The 19936-nt window shown below is 43.1% G+C and carries 22 protein-coding genes; 13 read left to right on the top strand and 9 right to left on the bottom strand.

From position 1 onward, the window contains the following. Nucleotides 1–208: 208 nt before the first annotated feature. Together HY807_12165 and HY807_12160 are read left to right on the top strand one after the other, a co-directional pair. On the top strand, nucleotides 209–970 hold the full coding sequence (locus HY807_12165; protein MBI4827154.1) for a hypothetical protein: 762 nt from the start codon (nucleotides 209–211) through the stop codon (nucleotides 968–970). 118 nt (nucleotides 971–1088) lie between these two features. Next, nucleotides 1089–1358, top strand: a complete 270-nt coding sequence (locus tag HY807_12160) for a hypothetical protein (protein ID MBI4827153.1) — start codon at nucleotides 1089–1091, stop codon at nucleotides 1356–1358. Nucleotides 1359–1803: 445 nt separating this feature from the next. Here HY807_12160 and HY807_12155 read toward each other — a convergent pair whose 3' ends face one another. Genes HY807_12155 through HY807_12130 form a run of 6 tightly spaced genes read right to left on the bottom strand, consistent with a single transcriptional unit; the run spans nucleotide 1804 to nucleotide 7197 of the window. Further along, complete coding sequence (locus tag HY807_12155; protein MBI4827152.1) at nucleotides 1804–2514, bottom strand: UbiA family prenyltransferase; 711 nt, start codon at nucleotides 2512–2514, stop codon at nucleotides 1804–1806. Then, on the bottom strand, nucleotides 2498–3865 hold the full coding sequence (locus HY807_12150) for an alkaline phosphatase family protein (GenBank protein ID MBI4827151.1): 1368 nt from the start codon (nucleotides 3863–3865) through the stop codon (nucleotides 2498–2500). Before HY807_12150 ends, HY807_12155 begins: the two co-directional genes overlap by 17 nt. After that, complete coding sequence (gene eboE, locus HY807_12145) at nucleotides 3843–4949, bottom strand: metabolite traffic protein EboE (GenBank protein MBI4827150.1); 1107 nt, start codon at nucleotides 4947–4949, stop codon at nucleotides 3843–3845. The genes HY807_12150 and eboE overlap by 23 nt, the downstream gene beginning before the upstream one ends. Then, nucleotides 4946–5749 (bottom strand): TatD family hydrolase, encoded by an 804-nt coding sequence (locus HY807_12140; GenBank protein ID MBI4827149.1) that lies wholly within the window; start codon nucleotides 5747–5749, stop codon nucleotides 4946–4948. The genes eboE and HY807_12140 overlap by 4 nt, the downstream gene beginning before the upstream one ends. After that, the gene (locus HY807_12135) at nucleotides 5736–6047 is read right to left on the bottom strand and encodes a hypothetical protein (GenBank protein ID MBI4827148.1); all 312 of its coding nucleotides are present in this window, start codon (nucleotides 6045–6047) and stop codon (nucleotides 5736–5738) included. Before HY807_12135 ends, HY807_12140 begins: the two co-directional genes overlap by 14 nt. Then, a complete protein-coding gene (locus HY807_12130; GenBank protein MBI4827147.1) occupies nucleotides 5989–7197 on the bottom strand; it encodes a 3-dehydroquinate synthase in 1209 nt (402 codons plus the stop codon). The genes HY807_12135 and HY807_12130 overlap by 59 nt, the downstream gene beginning before the upstream one ends. A gap of 201 nt (nucleotides 7198–7398) precedes the next feature. Here HY807_12130 and HY807_12125 point away from each other — a divergent pair, with 201 nt between their 5' ends. After that, the gene (locus tag HY807_12125; protein ID MBI4827146.1) at nucleotides 7399–8184 is read left to right on the top strand and encodes a hypothetical protein; all 786 of its coding nucleotides are present in this window, start codon (nucleotides 7399–7401) and stop codon (nucleotides 8182–8184) included. A 66-nt stretch (nucleotides 8185–8250) separates the two neighbouring features. On the opposite strand, the gene HY807_12120 is transcribed toward HY807_12125, so the two are convergent. The 3 genes from HY807_12120 to HY807_12110 form a co-directional block, all read right to left on the bottom strand. After that, complete coding sequence (locus tag HY807_12120) at nucleotides 8251–8514, bottom strand: hypothetical protein (GenBank protein ID MBI4827145.1); 264 nt, start codon at nucleotides 8512–8514, stop codon at nucleotides 8251–8253. Further along, nucleotides 8499–8738 carry a hypothetical protein gene (locus HY807_12115; GenBank protein MBI4827144.1) on the bottom strand — a complete coding sequence of 80 codons (240 nt, stop codon included), beginning with the start codon at nucleotides 8736–8738 and terminating at the stop codon, nucleotides 8499–8501. The genes HY807_12120 and HY807_12115 overlap by 16 nt, the downstream gene beginning before the upstream one ends. A 263-nt stretch (nucleotides 8739–9001) precedes the next feature. Beyond that, nucleotides 9002–9847, bottom strand: coding sequence for a hypothetical protein (locus tag HY807_12110; GenBank protein ID MBI4827143.1), 846 nt, complete (start codon nucleotides 9845–9847; stop codon nucleotides 9002–9004). A 147-nt stretch (nucleotides 9848–9994) separates the two neighbouring features. On the opposite strand from HY807_12110, the gene HY807_12105 reads away from it, so the two are divergent. The 10 genes from HY807_12105 (at nucleotide 9995) to HY807_12060 (ending at nucleotide 19811) form a co-directional block, all read left to right on the top strand. Further along, nucleotides 9995–10291 (top strand): type II toxin-antitoxin system Phd/YefM family antitoxin, encoded by a 297-nt coding sequence (locus HY807_12105; protein ID MBI4827142.1) that lies wholly within the window; start codon nucleotides 9995–9997, stop codon nucleotides 10289–10291. Further along, on the top strand, nucleotides 10272–10589 hold the full coding sequence (locus HY807_12100; GenBank protein MBI4827141.1) for a type II toxin-antitoxin system RelE/ParE family toxin: 318 nt from the start codon (nucleotides 10272–10274) through the stop codon (nucleotides 10587–10589). The genes HY807_12105 and HY807_12100 overlap by 20 nt, the downstream gene beginning before the upstream one ends. 78 nt (nucleotides 10590–10667) lie before the next feature. Then, the gene (locus HY807_12095; protein ID MBI4827140.1) at nucleotides 10668–11765 is read left to right on the top strand and encodes a terpene cyclase/mutase family protein; all 1098 of its coding nucleotides are present in this window, start codon (nucleotides 10668–10670) and stop codon (nucleotides 11763–11765) included. Nucleotides 11766–11768: 3 nt separating this feature from the next. Then, entirely contained in the window at nucleotides 11769–13319 is a 1551-nt protein-coding gene (locus tag HY807_12090) for a hypothetical protein (protein MBI4827139.1), read from the top strand. A 123-nt stretch (nucleotides 13320–13442) separates the two neighbouring features. Beyond that, on the top strand, nucleotides 13443–14183 hold the full coding sequence (locus HY807_12085) for an ABC transporter ATP-binding protein (GenBank protein MBI4827138.1): 741 nt from the start codon (nucleotides 13443–13445) through the stop codon (nucleotides 14181–14183). Further along, nucleotides 14164–14787 (top strand): ABC transporter permease, encoded by a 624-nt coding sequence (locus tag HY807_12080; GenBank protein MBI4827137.1) that lies wholly within the window; start codon nucleotides 14164–14166, stop codon nucleotides 14785–14787. The genes HY807_12085 and HY807_12080 overlap by 20 nt, the downstream gene beginning before the upstream one ends. A gap of 13 nt (nucleotides 14788–14800) precedes the next feature. Further along, entirely contained in the window at nucleotides 14801–16006 is a 1206-nt protein-coding gene (locus HY807_12075; GenBank protein MBI4827136.1) for a hypothetical protein, read from the top strand. Between the two features lie 21 nt (nucleotides 16007–16027). After that, on the top strand, nucleotides 16028–17017 hold the full coding sequence (locus tag HY807_12070; GenBank protein ID MBI4827135.1) for an AAA family ATPase: 990 nt from the start codon (nucleotides 16028–16030) through the stop codon (nucleotides 17015–17017). 42 nt (nucleotides 17018–17059) lie between these two features. After that, entirely contained in the window at nucleotides 17060–17932 is an 873-nt protein-coding gene (locus HY807_12065; protein MBI4827134.1) for a DUF58 domain-containing protein, read from the top strand. A 40-nt stretch (nucleotides 17933–17972) separates the two neighbouring features. After that, nucleotides 17973–19811 carry a VWA domain-containing protein gene (locus tag HY807_12060; GenBank protein ID MBI4827133.1) on the top strand — a complete coding sequence of 613 codons (1839 nt, stop codon included), beginning with the start codon at nucleotides 17973–17975 and terminating at the stop codon, nucleotides 19809–19811. Nucleotides 19812–19936 lie beyond the last annotated feature (125 nt).

Here is a 19936-nt window from a genome sequence, read left to right as displayed (position 1 = left end):
CAAGTCTTACTGCTTCTTCCTTGAACTGCTTGTCGTATTTCCTGTTCCCTTTTCTCTCTCCCATCTCACACCTCCTAAGGTTCTAAGGTTTATATTTTACCTAACCTTTCGGTGTGTACGCTGTTTCGGGGGAACTTCAAACATCACTCGCCATGAAGTAATCAACACATACTGGCATCACATAGATGAAGTTGAGAAAAGTGGTTTCATGTCCTTTGTTATTCGAGGTTCATTGGCTTGGGAGACAGATAAAAATGATACAAAAGTAATGTCACCGACCAAATATATCTGGCTGCAATCAGATTATTATGACTCTAAAGGAAAACCGTTCTTCGCTAACCCCCTCAAAACCTATTCTCAGCGGGAATTAAATCAATACGATATTTGGGGTGGTATATCTATTCAAGTAGATCGACAAAATGTGCAATCTACCAAAGATACTCTTGAACAAGGCTTTCGCGATATTTCACTCTGCTGCAATTTAGCATCCTTACTCACTAGATCATCTGTTACTTGGTTCCCAGCAAGGTATGTTGAAGTAAAAAATCATCATAATCCGGATCAGAGCGAACCATCAACTAACACAAGGTGGATGTGCTTGCCTCTGTCTCGGCAACAAGAAGAGCGCACTTCTGTTAGAGTAAAGGATGATTTTATTGAGAAAGACTTATTCCCACTATTCGAAATAATTCGGCTTGCTCATCACCATGAAACGGCGGCTTTGCTACGAAGATCAATAGCGTGGCATTCAACGGGAAATTTTCTTGGCGTTGGCCTTAGTAGATATCTGAATTATTGGGAATCAGTAGAGCTGCTTGCACATTATTTTTATTATAAATTCCCTCCGAAAATCGTCAAACGACCTACTAAAGCTGACCGCAGAGCGAACATCCTAAATATACTTACAAAACAGACCATAACTCAATCTAATTGCCTTGAACTAGCTGCTGAATGCGCTAATCAAACTTGAAGCAGCCAGTAGAGCGCTTACCTCTGATCTGTGCACTCCTGAATTAATCCACTCAATATTTATGACTGGTAAAATGTCTTCTTGAAACGCGCTGATACAGCCAAGTATCAAAGACAAAATGCGTGCAGTATTGCCATTATTGGTAGGTAAACAAGACATTATTGATAAATTCTTTGTGCCTGATGATATAACGCATCAAAGCCTTTATGGTATTCGGAATGATATTGCTCACGGAAATTATTGCGATCATGATATACAGTTTACCGAATTAGTTGAGAAAAGGCTTTACGACATGTGTGTGTTATCAAGGGAAGTAATAATAGCTTGTATAAAGAGGCTTGCAATCATCGAGCAGCTTATATCAAAACAAAAACAGCCTAACCCATAGCTGCACCAACTTTTGGAGATTCAGCCAGTTAATTTGAACTATCAACATCCCAAAGTTGGTTCTGGTCTCGAAGTTGGTTCACATCCCGCCCAAAAGCTGGTGAACAAGAGAAACTTAAAATATGTCAATTAAAATGATTGAATAAATTGAAGCGACAAGAGATAATATTTCCATGATTGATTTAGCAAAACTCAAACCGAAGATTGAACATATTTGCCGGAAGCTCCCTGTGAAAAGGCTTGGCCTTTTTGGTTCTGCTCATACTCATGATTTTTCACCGAGTAGTTTTTGATTTAGATGAGAGTATAGATTTTTCCAGCAAGTATTTTGAGCATAAGGAACAATTGGAAGGAATATTCAATCGGGAAATAGATTTTGTTGTTGATAAACCATTCAAAAACCCTATCTTCAAAAAATCTGTTGAAAGAACAAGGCCTGTTATATATCAATCCCCTCTGACATACCTCTGACTGAAATGAGTGAGAATTGCACCGGCGATGCCCGCTGTCAGCCATACAGGCGATACAAATAAAGCCATAACCACACCGTCTATGAGAGAGATGCAGGCGATCATTACCGGAATCACTGAAAAGTCTTTCACCGTTGTTCTATTGTTCTCATATCTTGCTGTCAGGCTTATAGCTAAAACATACACAAACTGAATCAGACCGCCGATTAATACAAGTTTCCCAACTGTCCCTGTTACGGCTATCGCGGCGATAACAAATATCATAAGCCTGCATGCTGCCATCAGGATGACGCTTAGAGGATGCGCCTTGTGGAATTTGTCGTATATGATTATGAGTGACAAAAGTAAAAGCGCGGGATAGATCGATGTTATGAAAGGAACAAGCAAAAGAATGCATATAGCAACCGCAAACAAGGCAATCGTAAATATATAAGCATTCCCTATTACAATCCTGCCGGACGGGATGGGACGGAACGGTTTGCCTGTCCTGTCTGTCTCCGCATCCGCTATGTCATTGAAGCACATGCCGCCGGAGTAAAAGAGCGACATGGAAAGAGCGATGATAATAAGATCACTCAATGAAAAGCCCGCGCCTGTCAATACTATGGCTGCAAGGACATTCGTCCATACCGTTGGAAGATTACTGACGCGGCAAAGTTCAAGATAAGCTTTAATCGCGGAAAACATGGTCTAACAGCAGATCAAAGACTTCCTCTGCTTTTATAGATTGCGAGTTGAGCAGCCCCGGTTCTGTTGTCATGAAGATAGGCCCTTCATCATCGTTAGCCGTGAGCGCACCGTGAGAACCCCTGACCAGGTTTGCGTCAAGCGGTATGACATCCATGAGATATCGAAAGCCGAGATTCTTTTTGAGCAATGTCCATCCTATCTTTAATTTCGGCAGGCTTATAGCAGGATCAATAAAAAGTTCACATGGGTCATATCCCGGCTTTGAATGGATGTTGACGGTCCGCGCGTAATCAGGCGCTTTGGAATCGTCATTCCAGAAGTAATAGGTGAACCATGTGTCGCTCTTTGAAATTAGTACCAGCTCGCCTGATCTTTCATGATCAAGTCCGAATGCATTCTTTCCGTCTTCATCAAGCACATACTCAATGCCTGATACGTTTTCAAATAGTTTCTTAACAGACTGAATATCTCTCTTGTCTTTAATGTATATGTGGGTAATCTGATGGTCTGAAACAGCAAACGCCCTGCTCTCTCCGGGGTCAAGATACTCACGCTCAAGGTCAACCTTGAGTGAAAGAAAACCATTATCTCTGAGTATCCTGTTCGGGTGGATGGCGCCTTTCACAGAAGTGATACCGTATTCGGAAAGCAGGATAATTCTGCATCCTCTTTCACGATAAAAATTAATTAACCTGCCGCAGAGTTCATCAATTTCAGAAAGCTCTTTTGCAATATCCCCTTGCGGCCCAACCTTCTGAAGTATGTAGTCGAGGTGCGGGAGATATACGAGATTAAGAACAGGTTTGTACATTTCTTCCACAGCCATTGATGCCTTGCCTATCCACTCGCTCGAAGCGATGGAGGCAGCAGGCCCCCAGAACTGAAAGAGCGGGAATTGGCCGAACTCTTTATTAAATTTAGAGCGAAGCTCAGGCGGGATGGAATAACAGTCAGGGAGCTTCCTTCCGTCAGCGCAGTATATCGGCCTCGGCGTTACAGCCCAGTCCGCGTCAGTTGCCATGTTAAACCACCAGAAATTATTAGCGCATGTAAACGCGGGATCGCGCCTCTTGCCCGCATGCCAGATCTTTTCAGACTGAACAAGTTTGTTTGACTGTTTCCAGAAGAGAACCTCGGAAAGCTCTCTTGAATACCACCCGTTGCCGACGATGCCGTGCCCTGAAGGCAGTTTGCCTGTGAGAAAAGTAGATTGAACGGAACATGTCACGGCTGGCGTGATAGTCTTAATATTCGCGCTGCTCAAAAGGAGAGCGTTCAGATTGGGAGTATGCGCTCCCAACAGCGAACGTGTAAGCCCGACTACATTAAGAACGACCGTTCTTTTCATTTACCTCTGACTGCACCCATTGAATTTCACGAATTACAGAATCAGTGACCGTCCCCTTCTGAAGCTCGGCAGGGAGGACATCCCATGTATATGTCTCAACCTCAAGCAGAATATTTTTATCTAGAGATGAAAGCGCCTGCTCTGTAAACCACCTTGTTGTAGCGTATGAATCCATCTTATCCAGAAATACAGGAAGATGAAAATGAACGCGCCATTCGCTTTCTTCATCTCCCCTGAAATCACGCAGCGCATCAGGAATATCATTATACCGCAAAAGAACGCCGTCACTCTGCCGGACAACGACCTGATGAAGATAACAGGGTTCGGAAAAACTCTCAAGTATCTCAGATTTATTCTTTATTAAACTTAAAGCTGAAGAGGCCTGAACCTTTCCAATTTTAATTCCGGCATTGGAAAGCATTGATAATGATTCATCAGGGTCTTCAAATTCAACGGCATGATGACAGCAGTCAAAACATATGCCGATGCCGTCTTTAATATCATCCGGGAATTTCATCTCATCGAAAAAACTGATGACATCAGTTGTCGTCTCAATCACACATCCCGGCTCAGGCTCAAGTGAGAGTATTATCTCCTTCCCGCTCTTCTGTTTCAGCCTGTCAAGATGCTCCAGCACATTCATTAAATTTTGTCTGATGAACCCGTGATCGTTTTTTGCGATATGGCTTCTAAATCCAACAGGAACCGTTGAGATTGAGCCTGTCATGCCTGAAGGCAGCCACACATCCAGCAGATCCGCAAGCCGTTTGGTATATTCAACCCGCGCACCGGATCTCCAGTCAGGCATATAAACTCCCTCTTTTATAAAGGAGGAATGAAATGAGCCGAATGGAAAACCATTTATCGTTGGAACAAATAATCCGTTCTCCAGACACCATTCGTGAAAACGCGCTGATATGTTTTTATCCATCTCCAATGAAGTGCGGTTTGAAAGTCGCAGGCCTACAGGAAAAATATCAGATGGTGAAACAGCGTTCTTTACTATGGGAAGATGGGCGCTCAGGTTTAGAAAAACTTCATCCCAGCTTTCGCCGGGATGTATGTTAGTGCAATAGGTGATCACGCCGCTTCAAATTTCGGGGACTGGCTTAAAAACGCCTTGGGGTTTTCATAGAAAATCTTATTTATCAAAGATTCGGAATGGCCGCGCCTCCTCATCTCGTTGGCGCATTTCAGAGTGGCAAGAGGGTCGCTCACGCTCCAGTCTGCGGATGAGTTAATGCATATCCTGTCAGAGCCGAATATCTCAACCGCGTCAACCGCCCTCTCCGGGCTGCCTTTGGAACTTGGATATAAAGTAAGCCCGAACCAGAACCCTTTCTCTTTTATCTCACCTATAGTATGCTCCTCAGCATGGTCGATAAGCACACGTGACGGCTGTATCCGCGGTTCATTAAGGATCATATCCATGATAAACCGCGTGCCTTTAAGCTTGTCTTCAAGGTGCGGAGTATGGATAAGTATCATCTCGCCTCTCTCAGCAGCGATGGAGAGCTGCCTTTCCAGGATCTTCACCTCATTACGGCTGTTCTTGTTAAGCCCGATCTCTCCGATTCCAAGAGCCGTAGGCCTGTCGAGATATTCAGGAATGATAGCCAATACATCTTCAGCTAATTGAAGGTTTTCAGACTCTTTAGAGTTGAGGCCTATCCAGCAATAGTGTTTTATGCCGAACCTCGCGGCGCGCGCGTGTTCAACAACCGATATGTGATGAAAGTAATCATGGAAGCCGTCTGCCGATCTCTTATCAAAGCCCGCCCAGAATGATGGCTCGGTTATCGTATGTATCCCGCCCAGAGCGAGAGCCATGTAATCGTCAGTGGTCCTTGAGACCATATGGATATGCGGGTCAATCACCTTCACTGATTGACTCCTTCCACGCGCCGTATGCTTTTGGGTCAATGATATTTTCTACAGGCTTGTCAGAGAGATCACTTAAGCGAAGCTGGACATATTTTGTCCTGTCATTTTCAGTCTCAACAATGATCTTTAAGGCATCCACCAGAGACTTGTAGCGGAAATCTTCTTTCGCTTCGGAGGAGCCGCTGTACCTGTCGATTCGGTCGAGAAATGACGCTATCTCAAGCATCCTTGCGCGGTTGTCAAGGAAGTATTTTTCGAGAGCCTCTTTTGCCTGCATCGGGCCGTTTTCCTGAACCATGTTTTCTCTCCTTTCCTTCTGCTGTCTCAGAGAGGATATTAACACATTTTTTCAGCAAAACGGTATCTATCTCATTCACGTCTTTTCTGTTGCCGATGCCGCTAAGCAAAGGGATGGTGAGCCTGCCTCCGAGGTGCTCCTGAAATTCCTGCAGTGCTTTATTTATGTCCATCCAGTTCAGAGACCAGTGATAAAGCTCAAAGCCGATATCTTTCAGAGTGGAGAATATCTTTCTCAGTTCTATCTCATTTATAAGGCCCGTATGAAATGAGTAAAGCGAATCAAGCGCGATACCCGCGGCAACGGCTTCGCCATGCTGAACCTTGCCGCCTGTAAGCTCCTCTATCTTATGCGCTGACCAGTGGCCGAAATCAAGCGGCCGCGACGAGCCGTATTCAAAAGGATCACCGCTTGTGCCGATGTGTTCGATATGAAGTTCAGCGCATCTGATTATCATCTTCTCCATGGCCTCAGGCTCAAATGAAGCAAGCTTCTGCCTTTCGTTATAGAGAAAATCAAAGAACTCTTTGTCTTTGATAAGTGCCACCTTGACCGCTTCCGAGATACCGGCCCTGAGCGCTTTCTTCGGCAGGGTATTTAAAAAATCAAAGTCATTAATGATCGCAAAAGGCGGTGCAAAGGTGCCGAGAAAGTTCTTCCTGCCGAACGCGTTTATCGCGTTCTTGACGCCCACTCCGGCGTCATTTTGTGAAAGGGTTGTCGTCGGCAAGCGTATAAGACGTATGCCCCTGTGCGCTGTCGCAGCTGCGTAACCTGCTGCGTCAAGCACAGCGCCGCCTCCTATGACGAGTATGAAAGAATGCCGGCACAGATGATGTTTGTCTATGAGAGCGTGAATCTTATCAACTTCAGACATATCTTTTTTGCAAGCTTCTCCGCCTTTGATGATAAACGGAGGGCAAACGAATTCCATTATATCACTGTGAATGTTAGCGTACTGCTCGATCTTATCCATCAGTTTCGGTGTCGCGTTAAAGACCTTTGAATCGATAATAATAAGAACCTTGTTCTTGCGGCCGGTCCTGCTTAAGAGTTGAGACAGCGCCTTGTTACCAACGCTAAAGACATCACGCGTGAAGATAACCGGCAGAGAGTAGCTAACCTGAAAATTCTGTTGTATCTCTTTCATTAAAACATCCTTTTAAAATTTTATGTCATTCCGGCTTGTCCGGAATCTATATAGCTGAATGACTCCCGACAAGCGGGAGTGACAGCCATGACGTTGGACATCTGTTATGCGTGAGTCAATAACTGATTCAATTAATATTATTATGTAAGAAAATCGGATAAAATGAAAGTTCTTGAACTATAATAAGAGCACTGATAACCCATGAATAACCATATTAATTACAAACCGATTTCATCCCGATGCCGGGCCAAAGGACTTATATTCCTTCCTGTGATTTCAGCACAGCTTATCTTCCTCGCGGGGTTATGGCGTTTCTGCAATAATGCCACGGCAGACGGCATGAGCGCAGCAGTAGTCGGAAAAAGAGGGTTGGTTATCCTCTCAATGATTGAACTCTCATTTTATCTACTCGCAATACCCATCATATTCTGCCTGCTGCTTCCGGCAGAGAGTAAAACTGAAAGAACCGGTGGTCATGGTACAAAATGGGGCAGGATGCTCTTTACAATTATCTTTACCGCGCTTCTAATATTGCCGTCCTTCATCCCTGCCGTTTATCTTTACAACTGGCAGCTTCCGGCAAATGTTATCTTTACATATCTGACGACCCTCTTCTTCATAGCTCTCTTCTTCACTGCCATCGCTCATTTAATGAATACCATCACAACTAACGCGTTTGCTTCAATAGTCACGGTTTACTTGATTTTACTCTCCATGATATTCAGCGTCATTCTTGTAAACCCGATCATAAAATGGGTGACAGACCCGCATATCATCATTCAATCCGCTTTGATCTTAAACCCATACATTGCTATATCGTCCTCGATCAATCTCGACATATTAAGAACAGACCCGCTCTATTACTTAAGCACCATAAGCGCCTACCAGTTCCGCTATCCCGCCCCTTTTCAGTTCTGGCTTTTCTATGGTTTCATGGCGCTTTGCTTATTTGTTATTGAGATGGTCTTCTTTAAGAAGACTAAATAGGTTTTATTCAGCAGGATGCTTCTGATTCAGTAAGATATTAATATACGGGATGCGCGGTCGTTCACTTTATTTATATCTGTCAACTATTCTGTGGATTCCAACTGTCAGAAGTGCAAACTTGCTTCCTTCTCTTAAGAAGAAACATCTGTAATGGATATCAACATAAAATTCCCATTCCCCATTTAATTTGTGAATTTTAAGCGAAGGATGCGCGGGATTACTGCTTAAAAATCTTAATTGCTTCTTGACCCTTTTCTTAATATCTTCGGGAAGTCTTTTGTAGGATTTCTTGAATTCCTCAGTGAGGATCAGTTCTATTTGTCCAGCCATTTAACGGCATCTTTTACATCGCTGAAGTTTTTTACCCTGCCCTGCCTTATGTCTTCCTTTGCCCTTTTGATGCTTTCCTTGGTCTCTTTGCATTTGAATATCTCCATACTTCTCTCAAGCTCCAAAAGCTCTTTGTAGATATTATAAGGGAGGATCACCTCGACCGGCTTTCCATCTCTTCCGGTTATGAGCTTTGCCTTTTTTTCAATCGCTGTTACTGTCATCTTGAGTAAAGTATAGCATTTTTTGAGATTGCTGTGCTTCTGCTATTCCGCCCATTTTCAGTTCTGGCTTTTCTATGGTTTTATGGCTCTTTGCTTATTTGTTATTGAGATGGTGTTATCGAGGAAGCAGGGCAAAGAATAGTATATGTCAGAGTTGAAAAGTTGAGGACTTGGCGAATTTTTAAAAAGCTGGAAATTATTTACTATGATTCTCTAACAACGTTTTTTACCCTTGACAATGGGGGATAAATAAGTATTATTTTTTACTTTTCTCTAAAAGCTATCTCATATACTCTAAACTTTCCGTTAAATGGGAAAAATACTATCTCTTTTAATATCTTTCCAGTATAAAACGTATGGACAATACCTACACCAAAATCTAATATAAATCTGTTTTCCACTTCTGCCTCGGTTTTTTGCAGTTCAGCATAAACGCTGTTTTCTTCTCCCAATAATGCTTCATAAAATTCAGTGGTTGGTTTTTCTTCAAATTCGGAGTATTTTTTGTCAATCGAGAGAATCTTGCCGTCTTTATATATTTCCACGTCCGGTCGGAGAAGTGATAATACAGTTTTAAAATCTTTTTTCAGGACAGCCTTCTTGAAATCACCCCAATATGTCTCACTATAATTAGTTTCAGTCAGGAGTTCTTTAGAACTCTGTATCCTTATGCCATATAGATTACCCTTCTCATCAAACTCAACTGAGTAATTAGTATCCTTAAAATTATACTTCTCCACTTTTGGTTGTTTTATTTGCTCAATGTTATCCGGTGTTCCCAGCATATTTAAGACAATATCTTTACGATAACCAAGCAGTAACCCCTTGAATGGTAGCATCTTATCTGTAACGCCGGTTAGTTGAATAGAAAAAATAATATTAGGGAATTGTTTTAAATATTCAAAAACCATGTATGATTTATCATCGATAACATATACGTCTTTTGTTAAATTATCTGTCTCCATACTCTGGTCAGGATTGCCTAAAGATTTCTTGACAACATCTTTAAATTGCTGAAGCATAAATCCGTTTAACTCAGTTTGTGTGTCAGCAGCAAACGCTGTAGAATATGTCAGCAATATAAGTAACAATATAAATATTCGCGTCATAGTTGCCCCTATCAAAATACTAAAATCATATTTTCTTGAATGAGACAATTATATTATTTTGATGTGAATGTTACAAGTATAAAACATAACAACCTTTAATTCTTTTGTATGGTATCATATTAAGCATCAAATATAATATTAAAAAGGATGGGCTATGTTATGGCTATAAGCATTTCTGAAGACATAAAAACTGTCTCTGACCTTAAAAAGAAAACGAATGAGATTTTCAAACAAATGCACCATACCGGCCGCCCTATTATTGTTACTGTCAACGGCAAGCCGGATGCTGTTTTGTTAGATGTAGATGTTTTTGAAAAAAAGCTGAGATCCTTAAATCTTGGAATGCTTTTAGCTGAAGCGGAAAAAGATGTCAGTGAGGGCCGCACCAGAAAAGCAAAAGATTTCTTAAGGGAGTTCAAAAAGAGTGCAAAAGTATCTGGTTAAGATCACCCAGACTGCTGAATGCGACATAAAGAGTATCTTCCAACACATTGCCTCTGATAATGAAATAGCGGCAAGAAAGTGGGTTGTTGAAATAGAAAGGCAGATCAATTCGTTAGAACAACTTCCTTTGCGCTGTCCGGTTATCCCTGAATCACAAGAATTGGCGAAAGAATATCGGCATATCATATATGGCGATTACAGAACTATCTTTAGGATTGATGCGCTAACTATACTTATCCTGCGAGTCATTCACAGCTCCCGGCTGCTGAGCCTGAAACTATTTGAAGAAAAACGCTAAATCATTCTGACCTTGCCTTGACAAAGTGTTTTTAAAATAATCATTATAAATCTCGAAAATTGATAACGGAGGGGATTTATGAGGAACAAAATGTATCAACCCGGAGTTAGTCAGAGGATAATAAGCATCATTTGTTTATTCTTTTTTATAGCTGTAGCTGCGCCCTCTTTTGGAGCTGACAGCGACCTGAAACCGAGAGTTAAAAAATCCGTTGACAACGCCATGCACTGGCTCCGCGCCAGCCAGCAGAAGAACGGTTCATGGAGCGATAATGTCGGTGTCACATCGCTTGTTGTTATGGCTTATATGAAGAGCCATAGAGAGTATAATGAAGATGACGACCCCTTTGTGAGAGACGGCATACTCTTTATTCTGTCCCATGTAAAAGAAGACGGTTCGATCTATAAAGACCCTCCGGCATCCTACAACACAGCGCTTGCCCTGCTCGCCCTTGCAAACACAAAGAACCCGAAGTACGCGGATATAATTAAAAAGGCGCAGGACTACCTTATCAAAAGCCAGTCGGATGAAGAAGAAGGATACAAGCCTTCAGACAAATATTTTGGTGGCATAGGCTACGGCGGAGATGAGCGGCCTGACCTTGCCAACCTTCAGTACGCGCTTGAGGCGCTCAAAGAATCAGGGCTTCCCAAGGACAGCCCTGTATGGGAGAAGGCGATAAAATTCATAGACAGATGCCAGAACAGGAGCGAATCAAATGACCAGGCATGGGCAAAGGATGACGGCGGCTTTATTTATTCTCCCAAACTGACCTTTGTGCCTGATTATGTATCATACGGCAGCATGACATTTGCCGGGATCAAGGGCCTGATCTTTGCAAATATTGCCAAAGACGACCCGAGATTAAAAACATCCTTTGACTGGGTACAGAAAAACTACAACCTGAACGAGAATACCAATTACGGAGTGAAGGCGCTTTATTTCTACTACGATACGATGTCAAAAGCCCTCTCTTTATACGGTGAAAAATACATAACGACACAAGACGGGGTCAAGCATGACTGGTACAGCGAACTTGCCGGGAAATTAATGAGCCTTCAGGATAAGGAAGGATTCTGGGTCAATACTAAAGACACGGAATTCTGGGAAGGCAATAAAGACCTTGCCACCGCCCATGCCCTTCTTGCTCTCGAAACCGAATACAATAAATTATAATGAATGGATCCCATCTCTCTTTCTAAGATCAGAAGGGCTGTTTTTTTTATAATAGCCCTTCTGGTTTTATCCCTCTTTTGCATTAATAATGTCCCGGCGCTCTCATCTTCTCGCATAACTGTGACATCCGCTTTTGACGGGCTCTACATAAAAGGCAAGGGACTGCCTCTGAAGATCGTTATTGAAAACGCTGAGGACAAGGCAGTTGAAGGGGATATTAAAATAACCGGAGGCTTGATGGAGTACGACATCACCGTCAGGTTAGAGCCGTATTCAACATATGAAAAATGGATACTTGCGCATCCGGCCGCAGGCAGCGGCCTGATGCTGCAATTTACCGCCCATGATGGATTCACCTTTAAAAAAGATATCAAAACCTCCCAATTTATAAGCAGAAAAAGGCTTGCTCTGCATATATCAAAAGAGAGGGGGAAATTGCCCTCTTTAAATTCAGCCTTCAATAATGAAGATACTTTTTCTCAGGTAACACCGGCTGAGCTTTGGGATATCTGGAAGGGATATGAATCAGCAGATTATGTATTGCTTGATGCTGATGCTGTTGAATTTATGACAGCCGCGCAATTAACAGCGCTAAAGGGATATGCCCTCTCAGGAGGTTCACTTTATATAGGCGAGAGCATATATCCTGAGATATACAAACAGGATTTTTTTCAGGAGATACTCCCTTACGTAATGCCTCAAAACGGTTTACGGATATCTCATGCCGGACAGAACAGAGCGATGCACATTCCTGCTGAGAGTCCGTCTGAAGAAGTTAAAAGCCTTTTCCTGAATGTTGTGAAATGGAATACTGGCCATCTTGTTTTACTTGCGCTTGCCGGATTCGCATGGAATAAAAGATACAGAAGATTTATATTGCCTCTGATATGCATACTTGTCGTAACCGCTTCACTCGCTTCAATGGGGATGCTGAACGGCAAAAACCGTTTGCGCGGCAACAGCGTGATAAACATCAGCAATGGAGAAGACGCGTTTTTGCAATCAAGAATGAGCCTGATATCCGTAAGGAATACAGCCATGAGCGCTGAATTTCAGGGAGGCTTTATTTATCCTGCTGACATTGATGCCAACGCTGTTAAAACAGGAGTTTATGAAAACGGCCTTATAAAAAAGATAACCGCTGATCTGATGATGTTTGGGCACAAAGATATTATATGGGAAAGATTTGAAAAGCTGAAAACGCCTCTTAATGCAGATCTGAAAGTTTATGCTGAAGGGATTCAAGGCAAGATAGAGAACTTATCAGATTACCGGTTGAAAGAAGCATTCATATATATAAATGAGAGATTTTTTTCGCTGCCTTCAATCGAGGCAGGGAGTACGATATCTGTTGATATCATCGTTGAAAAAGATAAATACCTTCCTTATCCTGAAGGCAGGCAATGGATCAGCAGATATATCCTGAATAATGAAGAAGGCGCGGCATCCCAAGGCATGAAGATAGTGGGCTTATGGGAAAGGCCGCTTCTTCAATCTAATGATAGCGGGCTGCTTGTAGAGAAAGAAGAAACATTTCTTCTCTATCATTTGTAATTTGCTTCTTCCAAGAACTTTATATGTATATTAATGTCATTCCGGCTTGTCCGGAATCTTCTTAAATAAAGATGCTGAAATAACCAGCATGACAGATTCAAAAAAGATTCCGGACAAGCCGGAATGACGAAAATAATTATGATATCTATTTCACAGTTAAACCTGACAACAGATAACAAAACCATTCTTGACGGGATTGACCTCACTGTCCGGGAAGGCGAGGTATTCGGGATTACCGGATTAAAAGGCTCAGGCAAGACAGCCTTTCTTAAGATATTAGCGACCATTATAAATCCCTCAGCAGGAAAAGTTAAAGTTTCCGGATTTGATATTGTAAAGGAGAGAAACCGCGTACGCCCCATGATAGGGTACATGCCGGACTCAGCCGTTTCTGACAGCGGATCAACCGTCAATGAACATCTCGATTTTTTTCTTTCAATGTACTGGAAAAAGAATGGCGAATATCTTCACTATCTTGACAGCCTGTTAAATGAACTGGATTTAACCCATACTAAAGACAAGCTGCTCTCTGAACTTTCGGCAGAAGAAAAACAGAAGGTCTCATTAGCGCGGTCGGTCATGCACAACCCTTCACTGCTTCTGCTGGATGATCCTGAATGCGGAATGGACACTACCGGACTTGAAAGCCTGCTCTCTGTTATTAAAGGCCGGAGCGGCAGTGGGAAGGCGGTAGTAGCGGCTTCAGATTCTATATCGTTCCTGAATAACATTGCGCACCGGATCGGAGTGCTCCATGAAGGAAGGCTCATATGGATATTTCAGTCAGGAGTAGAGAGCCGTGAATCAATAGAGAGAAGAATTAACGAGTTAAGGAAGGGGGAAGATGAATCCTGTTCTGATTAGAGAATGGAAGTATTTTTTCCGCGGACGCGCTCCGTATTACTTCCTGATATTTTATGCGATACTTCTCCTCCTCATCTTCTACGGAGCCATTATGCCGGCCTTGCAGGGAGCTGTGATGTATGATAATTCACTCAAGAGCGCGGGCAAGATACTGACAGGCAGGCTTTTCGCGGCTCAGCTTTTGTTGACAGCATTTGCATTCCCCGCTTTTGCCGTACGTCTTATGACAAGGGAAAGGGATGGGGATATGCTCGAACTTCTTCAGATAGCGCCTTATGGATTAATGAAGATCATCTTCTGCAAGATCACAGCATCCATTATCATCTGGATGCTTCTTATACTCATTGCAATCCCCCTTTTTCTGTTATCATTAAGCACAGGAGGGATTACGATGGAGGAACTGGCGCTCCTTCTGAGTCTGTTAACAGCATTTGTATTATGCTGCGGGGTCACAGGCCTTTTTTCCGCATTACTTATTAAAAGGCCTGAGCATTCTCTTGCCGCGGCCTATTCTTTTATTTTCATGATCACAACAGCGTATCTTGCAGGATATCTCTATTATCCTTCTTCAATAGTTACAAACTTTCTCGCTTTCAGCTTTTAACAAAGGTTTACTGATGAAGACAGATCATAATGACATTGAAACGCGCGGGCTGCTTTTAAGAGCATTGAAAAGCTTCAGCCGCGCCCGCCGCCTGCAGATCATATGCGATTTTTTTAATATCGGGCTCGCTCTTGCTATCGTACTTGCGTTAATAGCGATAATTCATAAAATGATCTTCAACACGCTTCTTATTCCTCTTCAGGTTTTTGTGATATGCCCTGTCATATTGTTTCTCATCTCCCTGTTTAAACCTGTAAAGATGAAAGAACTCGCTCTGAAAATTGATGGCAGTTTAAATTTGAAAGAGAGGCTGACAACATCCGTTGATTTTCTGGATAAGAAAGACTCGTATGCCGCCCTGCTCTTCCATGATACACTGAAGGAACTGAAAGGGATTAAACCGCAGCCGCTCTTCCCCTTGAAACTGAACCGCACGATACCGCTTTCCGCTCTCTTATGCGGGATGCTTATTTTTTACAGCTTTTATGATTTCACAAAAGAGGAATCGTCAAAAATATATGATCTCTCACCGGACGTTAAATCAGCCGTGCAGAAAGAAGGCGCGCAATTAAAAAAACTTGCCGATACAGTTGAAACAAGATCATTGGCAGGAGAGGCATTGGATAAAGAGATCATTAAAAAACTTGAGAGCCTCGGTGAAAGCCTTCAGGCTGAAAACATAGACAGGCATGATGCCCTGCTGATGCTGACAGACGCGTCCGAATCGATCAAAGGGCTCTACCTGAAAGAGATGGGCGGCGCCGAAGACTTGAGCGCCGCTGATAAAGAGCAGGTTATTGCAGAAGAAATAATTGCAGATGGCATTGAAGAGACTATCAATGACATCCTGAAATCCATAGAATCGGCAAAGCAGCATATCGCTGAGGCTGATATTGAAGCGATTAAGAAACCCTTAAGAGAGACATCCGACAAGGGAAGTTACACAAAAAGTCTCTCAACAAGCGAAGCTGCTTCAAGTGTAGCCGGAGAAACAGAAGGTACGGTATCGCCCGGTGATATTTCAGTCTCAAAAAAAGGCTCATCGCGTGAGGGGAGAACGTCTGGATCAAATGATGCGACATATCCTGCAAAAGACTTGGAATTTCCTGCTGAGAACATTATACTGAAATACCCGGACAGCGTGATACCGTTAGGGTCTTTGCCAAAGAAATACCATAAAACAGTTAAAGATTATTTTGACGCTGTCTCAGGCGGGTAATAATAATTATAGAGGTTACGCATGAAATCTGATTCAGAAATTGAAAAGACCTGCGGGGAATCGCAAAAGAAGATAAACGATATCATCTCTGCGATAGGCAATGTATTTGTCGGACAGGAAAATGTTGTCAATGAAGTGGTTGTCGCGCTGATAGCAGGCGGGCATGTGCTTATCGAAGGTGTCCCCGGCCTCGGAAAGACCCTGCTGGTAAAAAGCCTTGCTGAGGCGCTTGACCTCTCTTTCTCAAGGATACAATTCACTCCTGACCTTATGCCCGCTGATATAACCGGCACAAGCATACTGCACAGGGATGAGGGCGGGCATCCGGAATTCACCTTTCAGAAAGGGCCTGTATTCGCGAATATTGTTTTGGCAGATGAGATCAACCGGGCGACCCCGAAGACACAGTCCGCTCTTCTCGAAGCGATGCAGGAGCGGCATGTAACGATCAGCGGAAAGCAGTATAAATTAGATGAGCCCTTCTTTATTCTTGCGACACAAAACCCTATCGAGATGGAAGGGACATTCCCGCTCCCTGAAGCGCAGTTAGACAGGTTCTTCTTTAAGATAAAAATATCATACCCGTCTTTCAAAGACCTTGAAAAGATAGCTGACATCTCGACATCTGTCAATGACTTTGTCATTCAGAAGATATGCGGCAGAGAGGAACTGCTGAAGATACGGGAAGCGGCAGAAAATATCCTTGTTTCTCAGGAAGTTAAGCAGTTTGCCATAAAGGTAGTTCTTGCCACTCAGCCTGACTCTCCGTATGCCGTCGCTGAGGCAAAGAAATATATCCGCTACGGCGCAAGCCCCAGAGGTGTCCAGGCATTGATCTCAGGCGGAAAAGTGCTGGCATTGAGAGACGGCAGGTTCAACCTCAGTTATGATGATATCCGCAAGGCCGCGCTCGCAGCTCTTAGGCACAGGATTCTTTTGAACTTTGAGGGAGAGGCCAATAACATGGAAACCGACGGGATCATCTCTACCATACTCAAGGCGATGGATTGAAACAAAGCCGTTTCCACTGTCCTCATTCATAATTAAAAATTTATGCGCCAGCTCTTTTTTGATAAAGATTTTTTAAACCGGCTTGAGCACCTTGTCTTTCTCTCCAAAAGAATATATTCCGGGAAGAAAGGCGGAAGCCGCAGAAGCGGAAGCTACGGCGCAGGCATCGAGTATGCCGACCACAGGGAATATAATAACGGTGATGACATACGCTATATCGACTGGAGCCTTTACGCCCGCTCCGGAAAACTCTACACCAAGCTATTTCAGGAAGATGAAGATATAAACATAAATATCCTGATCGACCGGAGCCTATCAATGGATATCGGTACTCCTTCCAAGTTTCAATACGCGCTTAAATTGTCCGCATCTCTCGGTTATGTGGGGCTCTCCATGTTAGAGCATGTCGGAGCCGGATATTTTTCCGCGGATATTGAGGGCCTCATCCCCGCGCGAAGAGGCAAGAACCAGGTCTTCCCGTATCTTGATTTTCTCTCATCATTCGGGACGGCCAATGCTACTGACCTGAATAGCTCACTCGAGAACTTTGCCGCAAAGGTAAAGACTCCCGGGCTTGTGATAATCCTCTCTGACTTTTTAGATGAGAAGGGATATGAAAGAGGACTGAATTATCTGCTCTTCAGAAAGTTCGAGGTTCATGTCATTCAGGTGCTTTGCAAAGAGGAGATAAATCCCGTCATTGATGGAAAGATAAGACTGGAGAATATAGAGGACGGCCTTTACAGCGATATAGACGCGGACAAGAATGCTCTTGAAATTTACCGAAATAAATTAACGGGTTATAATCTCAAGCTTAAAGATTTCTGTGAGGCAAAGGGGGTTCTGTATCAGCAGGCTCTGACAGACAGGCCGTTTGATAAATTGCTTACAGAGTACTTTCAGCGCCAGCTGTAATTATTGTTTTGAGCAGATTATTTTTTACCCATACTTACTGATGAACATTTTCTTTACATTGATCTTCAGCCTTATATCAGCAGCCGCTCTTATTATTATTTACTCGATGAGGGTAAGGAGAAAGCCTGAAAAGGTCTCAGCGCTTTTTCTTTGGCAAGGCTTAAGGCATACATCAGTAGATCATCCCTTTTTAAATAAATTCTTCAAAGAGAAACTCTTTTATATTCATACTGCCATACTGCTCTTTCTGCTTGCGGCATTGCTGCAATCAGGGCTTGGAGGATCATCCGGCACAGTACAAAGATCAATATTTATCATTGACGCAACAGCAAGCATGAAGGCTCTGGAGAATGGAGAAAGCCGTATAGGCCTTGCAAAGAAGAAGGCATTATCGCTGCTTGAAAATTTTAAAGAAGCTGAAGTAATGATCATATCAGCCGGAAAACCTGTAAGCCATATCCTCCCATACAGCAGAAACAGAGAAGATATAATCAAGGCTATTAAAGAGATCGAAGCCGGAGACACAACAACAGACATAAAGGATGCCCTTCTCACAATAAAGCCATACCTTAGAGAAAGCGACCATATTTATCTGTTCAGCGACGGTGCTTTTGAAGGCCTGTCATCACTTATTGATGAGACACCTGACATCTCCTTTATTCCCTTTGGAACAAGCGGAGAGAATGCCGGAATTCAGGCGCTTGAGATATATCAGGGAGACAATGATGAATATATGTCAGTCGGCGTCACCGTTAAAAACTTTGGCAAAGCTGATGCCATATCGACTGTTGACCTGCTGTCTGAGGGCAAGATCATTGACGCGCAGCGGATCGAACTGCCTGCCGGCAGAGAGAAAACAATGAGCTTTAGCCGAGTGCCTGCGGTTACAGGAAACATTACAGCAAGACTCAACCATAAGGATGCATTGTCATCCGACAACTACAGATATGCTGTTTTATCCGCGCCCGCATATACCTCAGTGCTTCTGGTAACGGAAGAGAACTTCTTTCTTGATAAGTTACTCGGCAGTTTAACAAACTACAATGTTATAGCCCTGAGCCCTGAAGAGCATGAAAAAGATATTCAGGCAATTGAGAAAAAATATTATGACATAGGCATCTATGATAATTATGTCCCAACCGTTGAGATGAGCAGGGCGTCAGCCTATATCAATCCCGCGAAAGATATTTACGGGATCTCATGGGGAGATGGTTTTTATATGCCGGAAAATATCTATTCATTAAAAGAACACCCCGTAATGAATTACACAGATTTTTCAGATATTAAGATCCAAAAGGCAAAAAAGGTCAGGTCATTCGAGGGCCTGGCTCTTTTGGGGTCTTCCGGTTCCCCGTTAATCATCATTTCAAACCGGCAGGGCAAAGACAGGGCGATACTCAGCTTTGATATTAAGGATTCCAATTTCCCGAAGAGCGTAAATTTCCCTGTGTTTTTCACTAACCTTATGAACCGGCTTCAGCCTGATAAGGATAATAGGGAAAAATATAATATCAACGGCGGGGAGGCCTTCTCCACCAGGCTTACTGAAAAATCCGGCAACAGGAGCAAAACAATTGTTAAGTATCCCGATGGGAGTGAGAGGAATATTGAGATTGAAAACGGCGGCATTATATTCAGCGATACATCCAATGCGGGTATCTACAGTGTGTTACATGAAGGCGGGGAAATAAAGTTTGCAGTGAATATTCCCCCTGCAGAATCAGACATAAATCCTGCTGAATATACACCGCCTCACGGAAGAACACAAGAGATTAACAAGACAGCATTTATATCCTACTCAGCAATGTGGAAGATATTCGGGATACTGGCAATCTTACTGCTCTTTATGGAAAAGAGGATAAGAGAGAGGCTTAGTTGAATTATTTACAAATTGCCCGTTGCGTCATTCTCGCACCTGAAGTAGGCGCCTTAAGCGAGCGAAGCGCGTCGGGAATCCTTATGGGAAAAGATTCCGGACAAGGCCGAATCGACCAAGCCGGAATG

This window comes from Nitrospirota bacterium (assembly GCA_016207885.1).
Lineage (GTDB): Bacteria > Nitrospirota > Thermodesulfovibrionia > UBA6902 > UBA6902 > JACQZG01.
The sequence above is the reverse complement of the archived record's forward strand: the minus strand, read 5'-3'. Positions and strand labels throughout refer to the sequence as shown.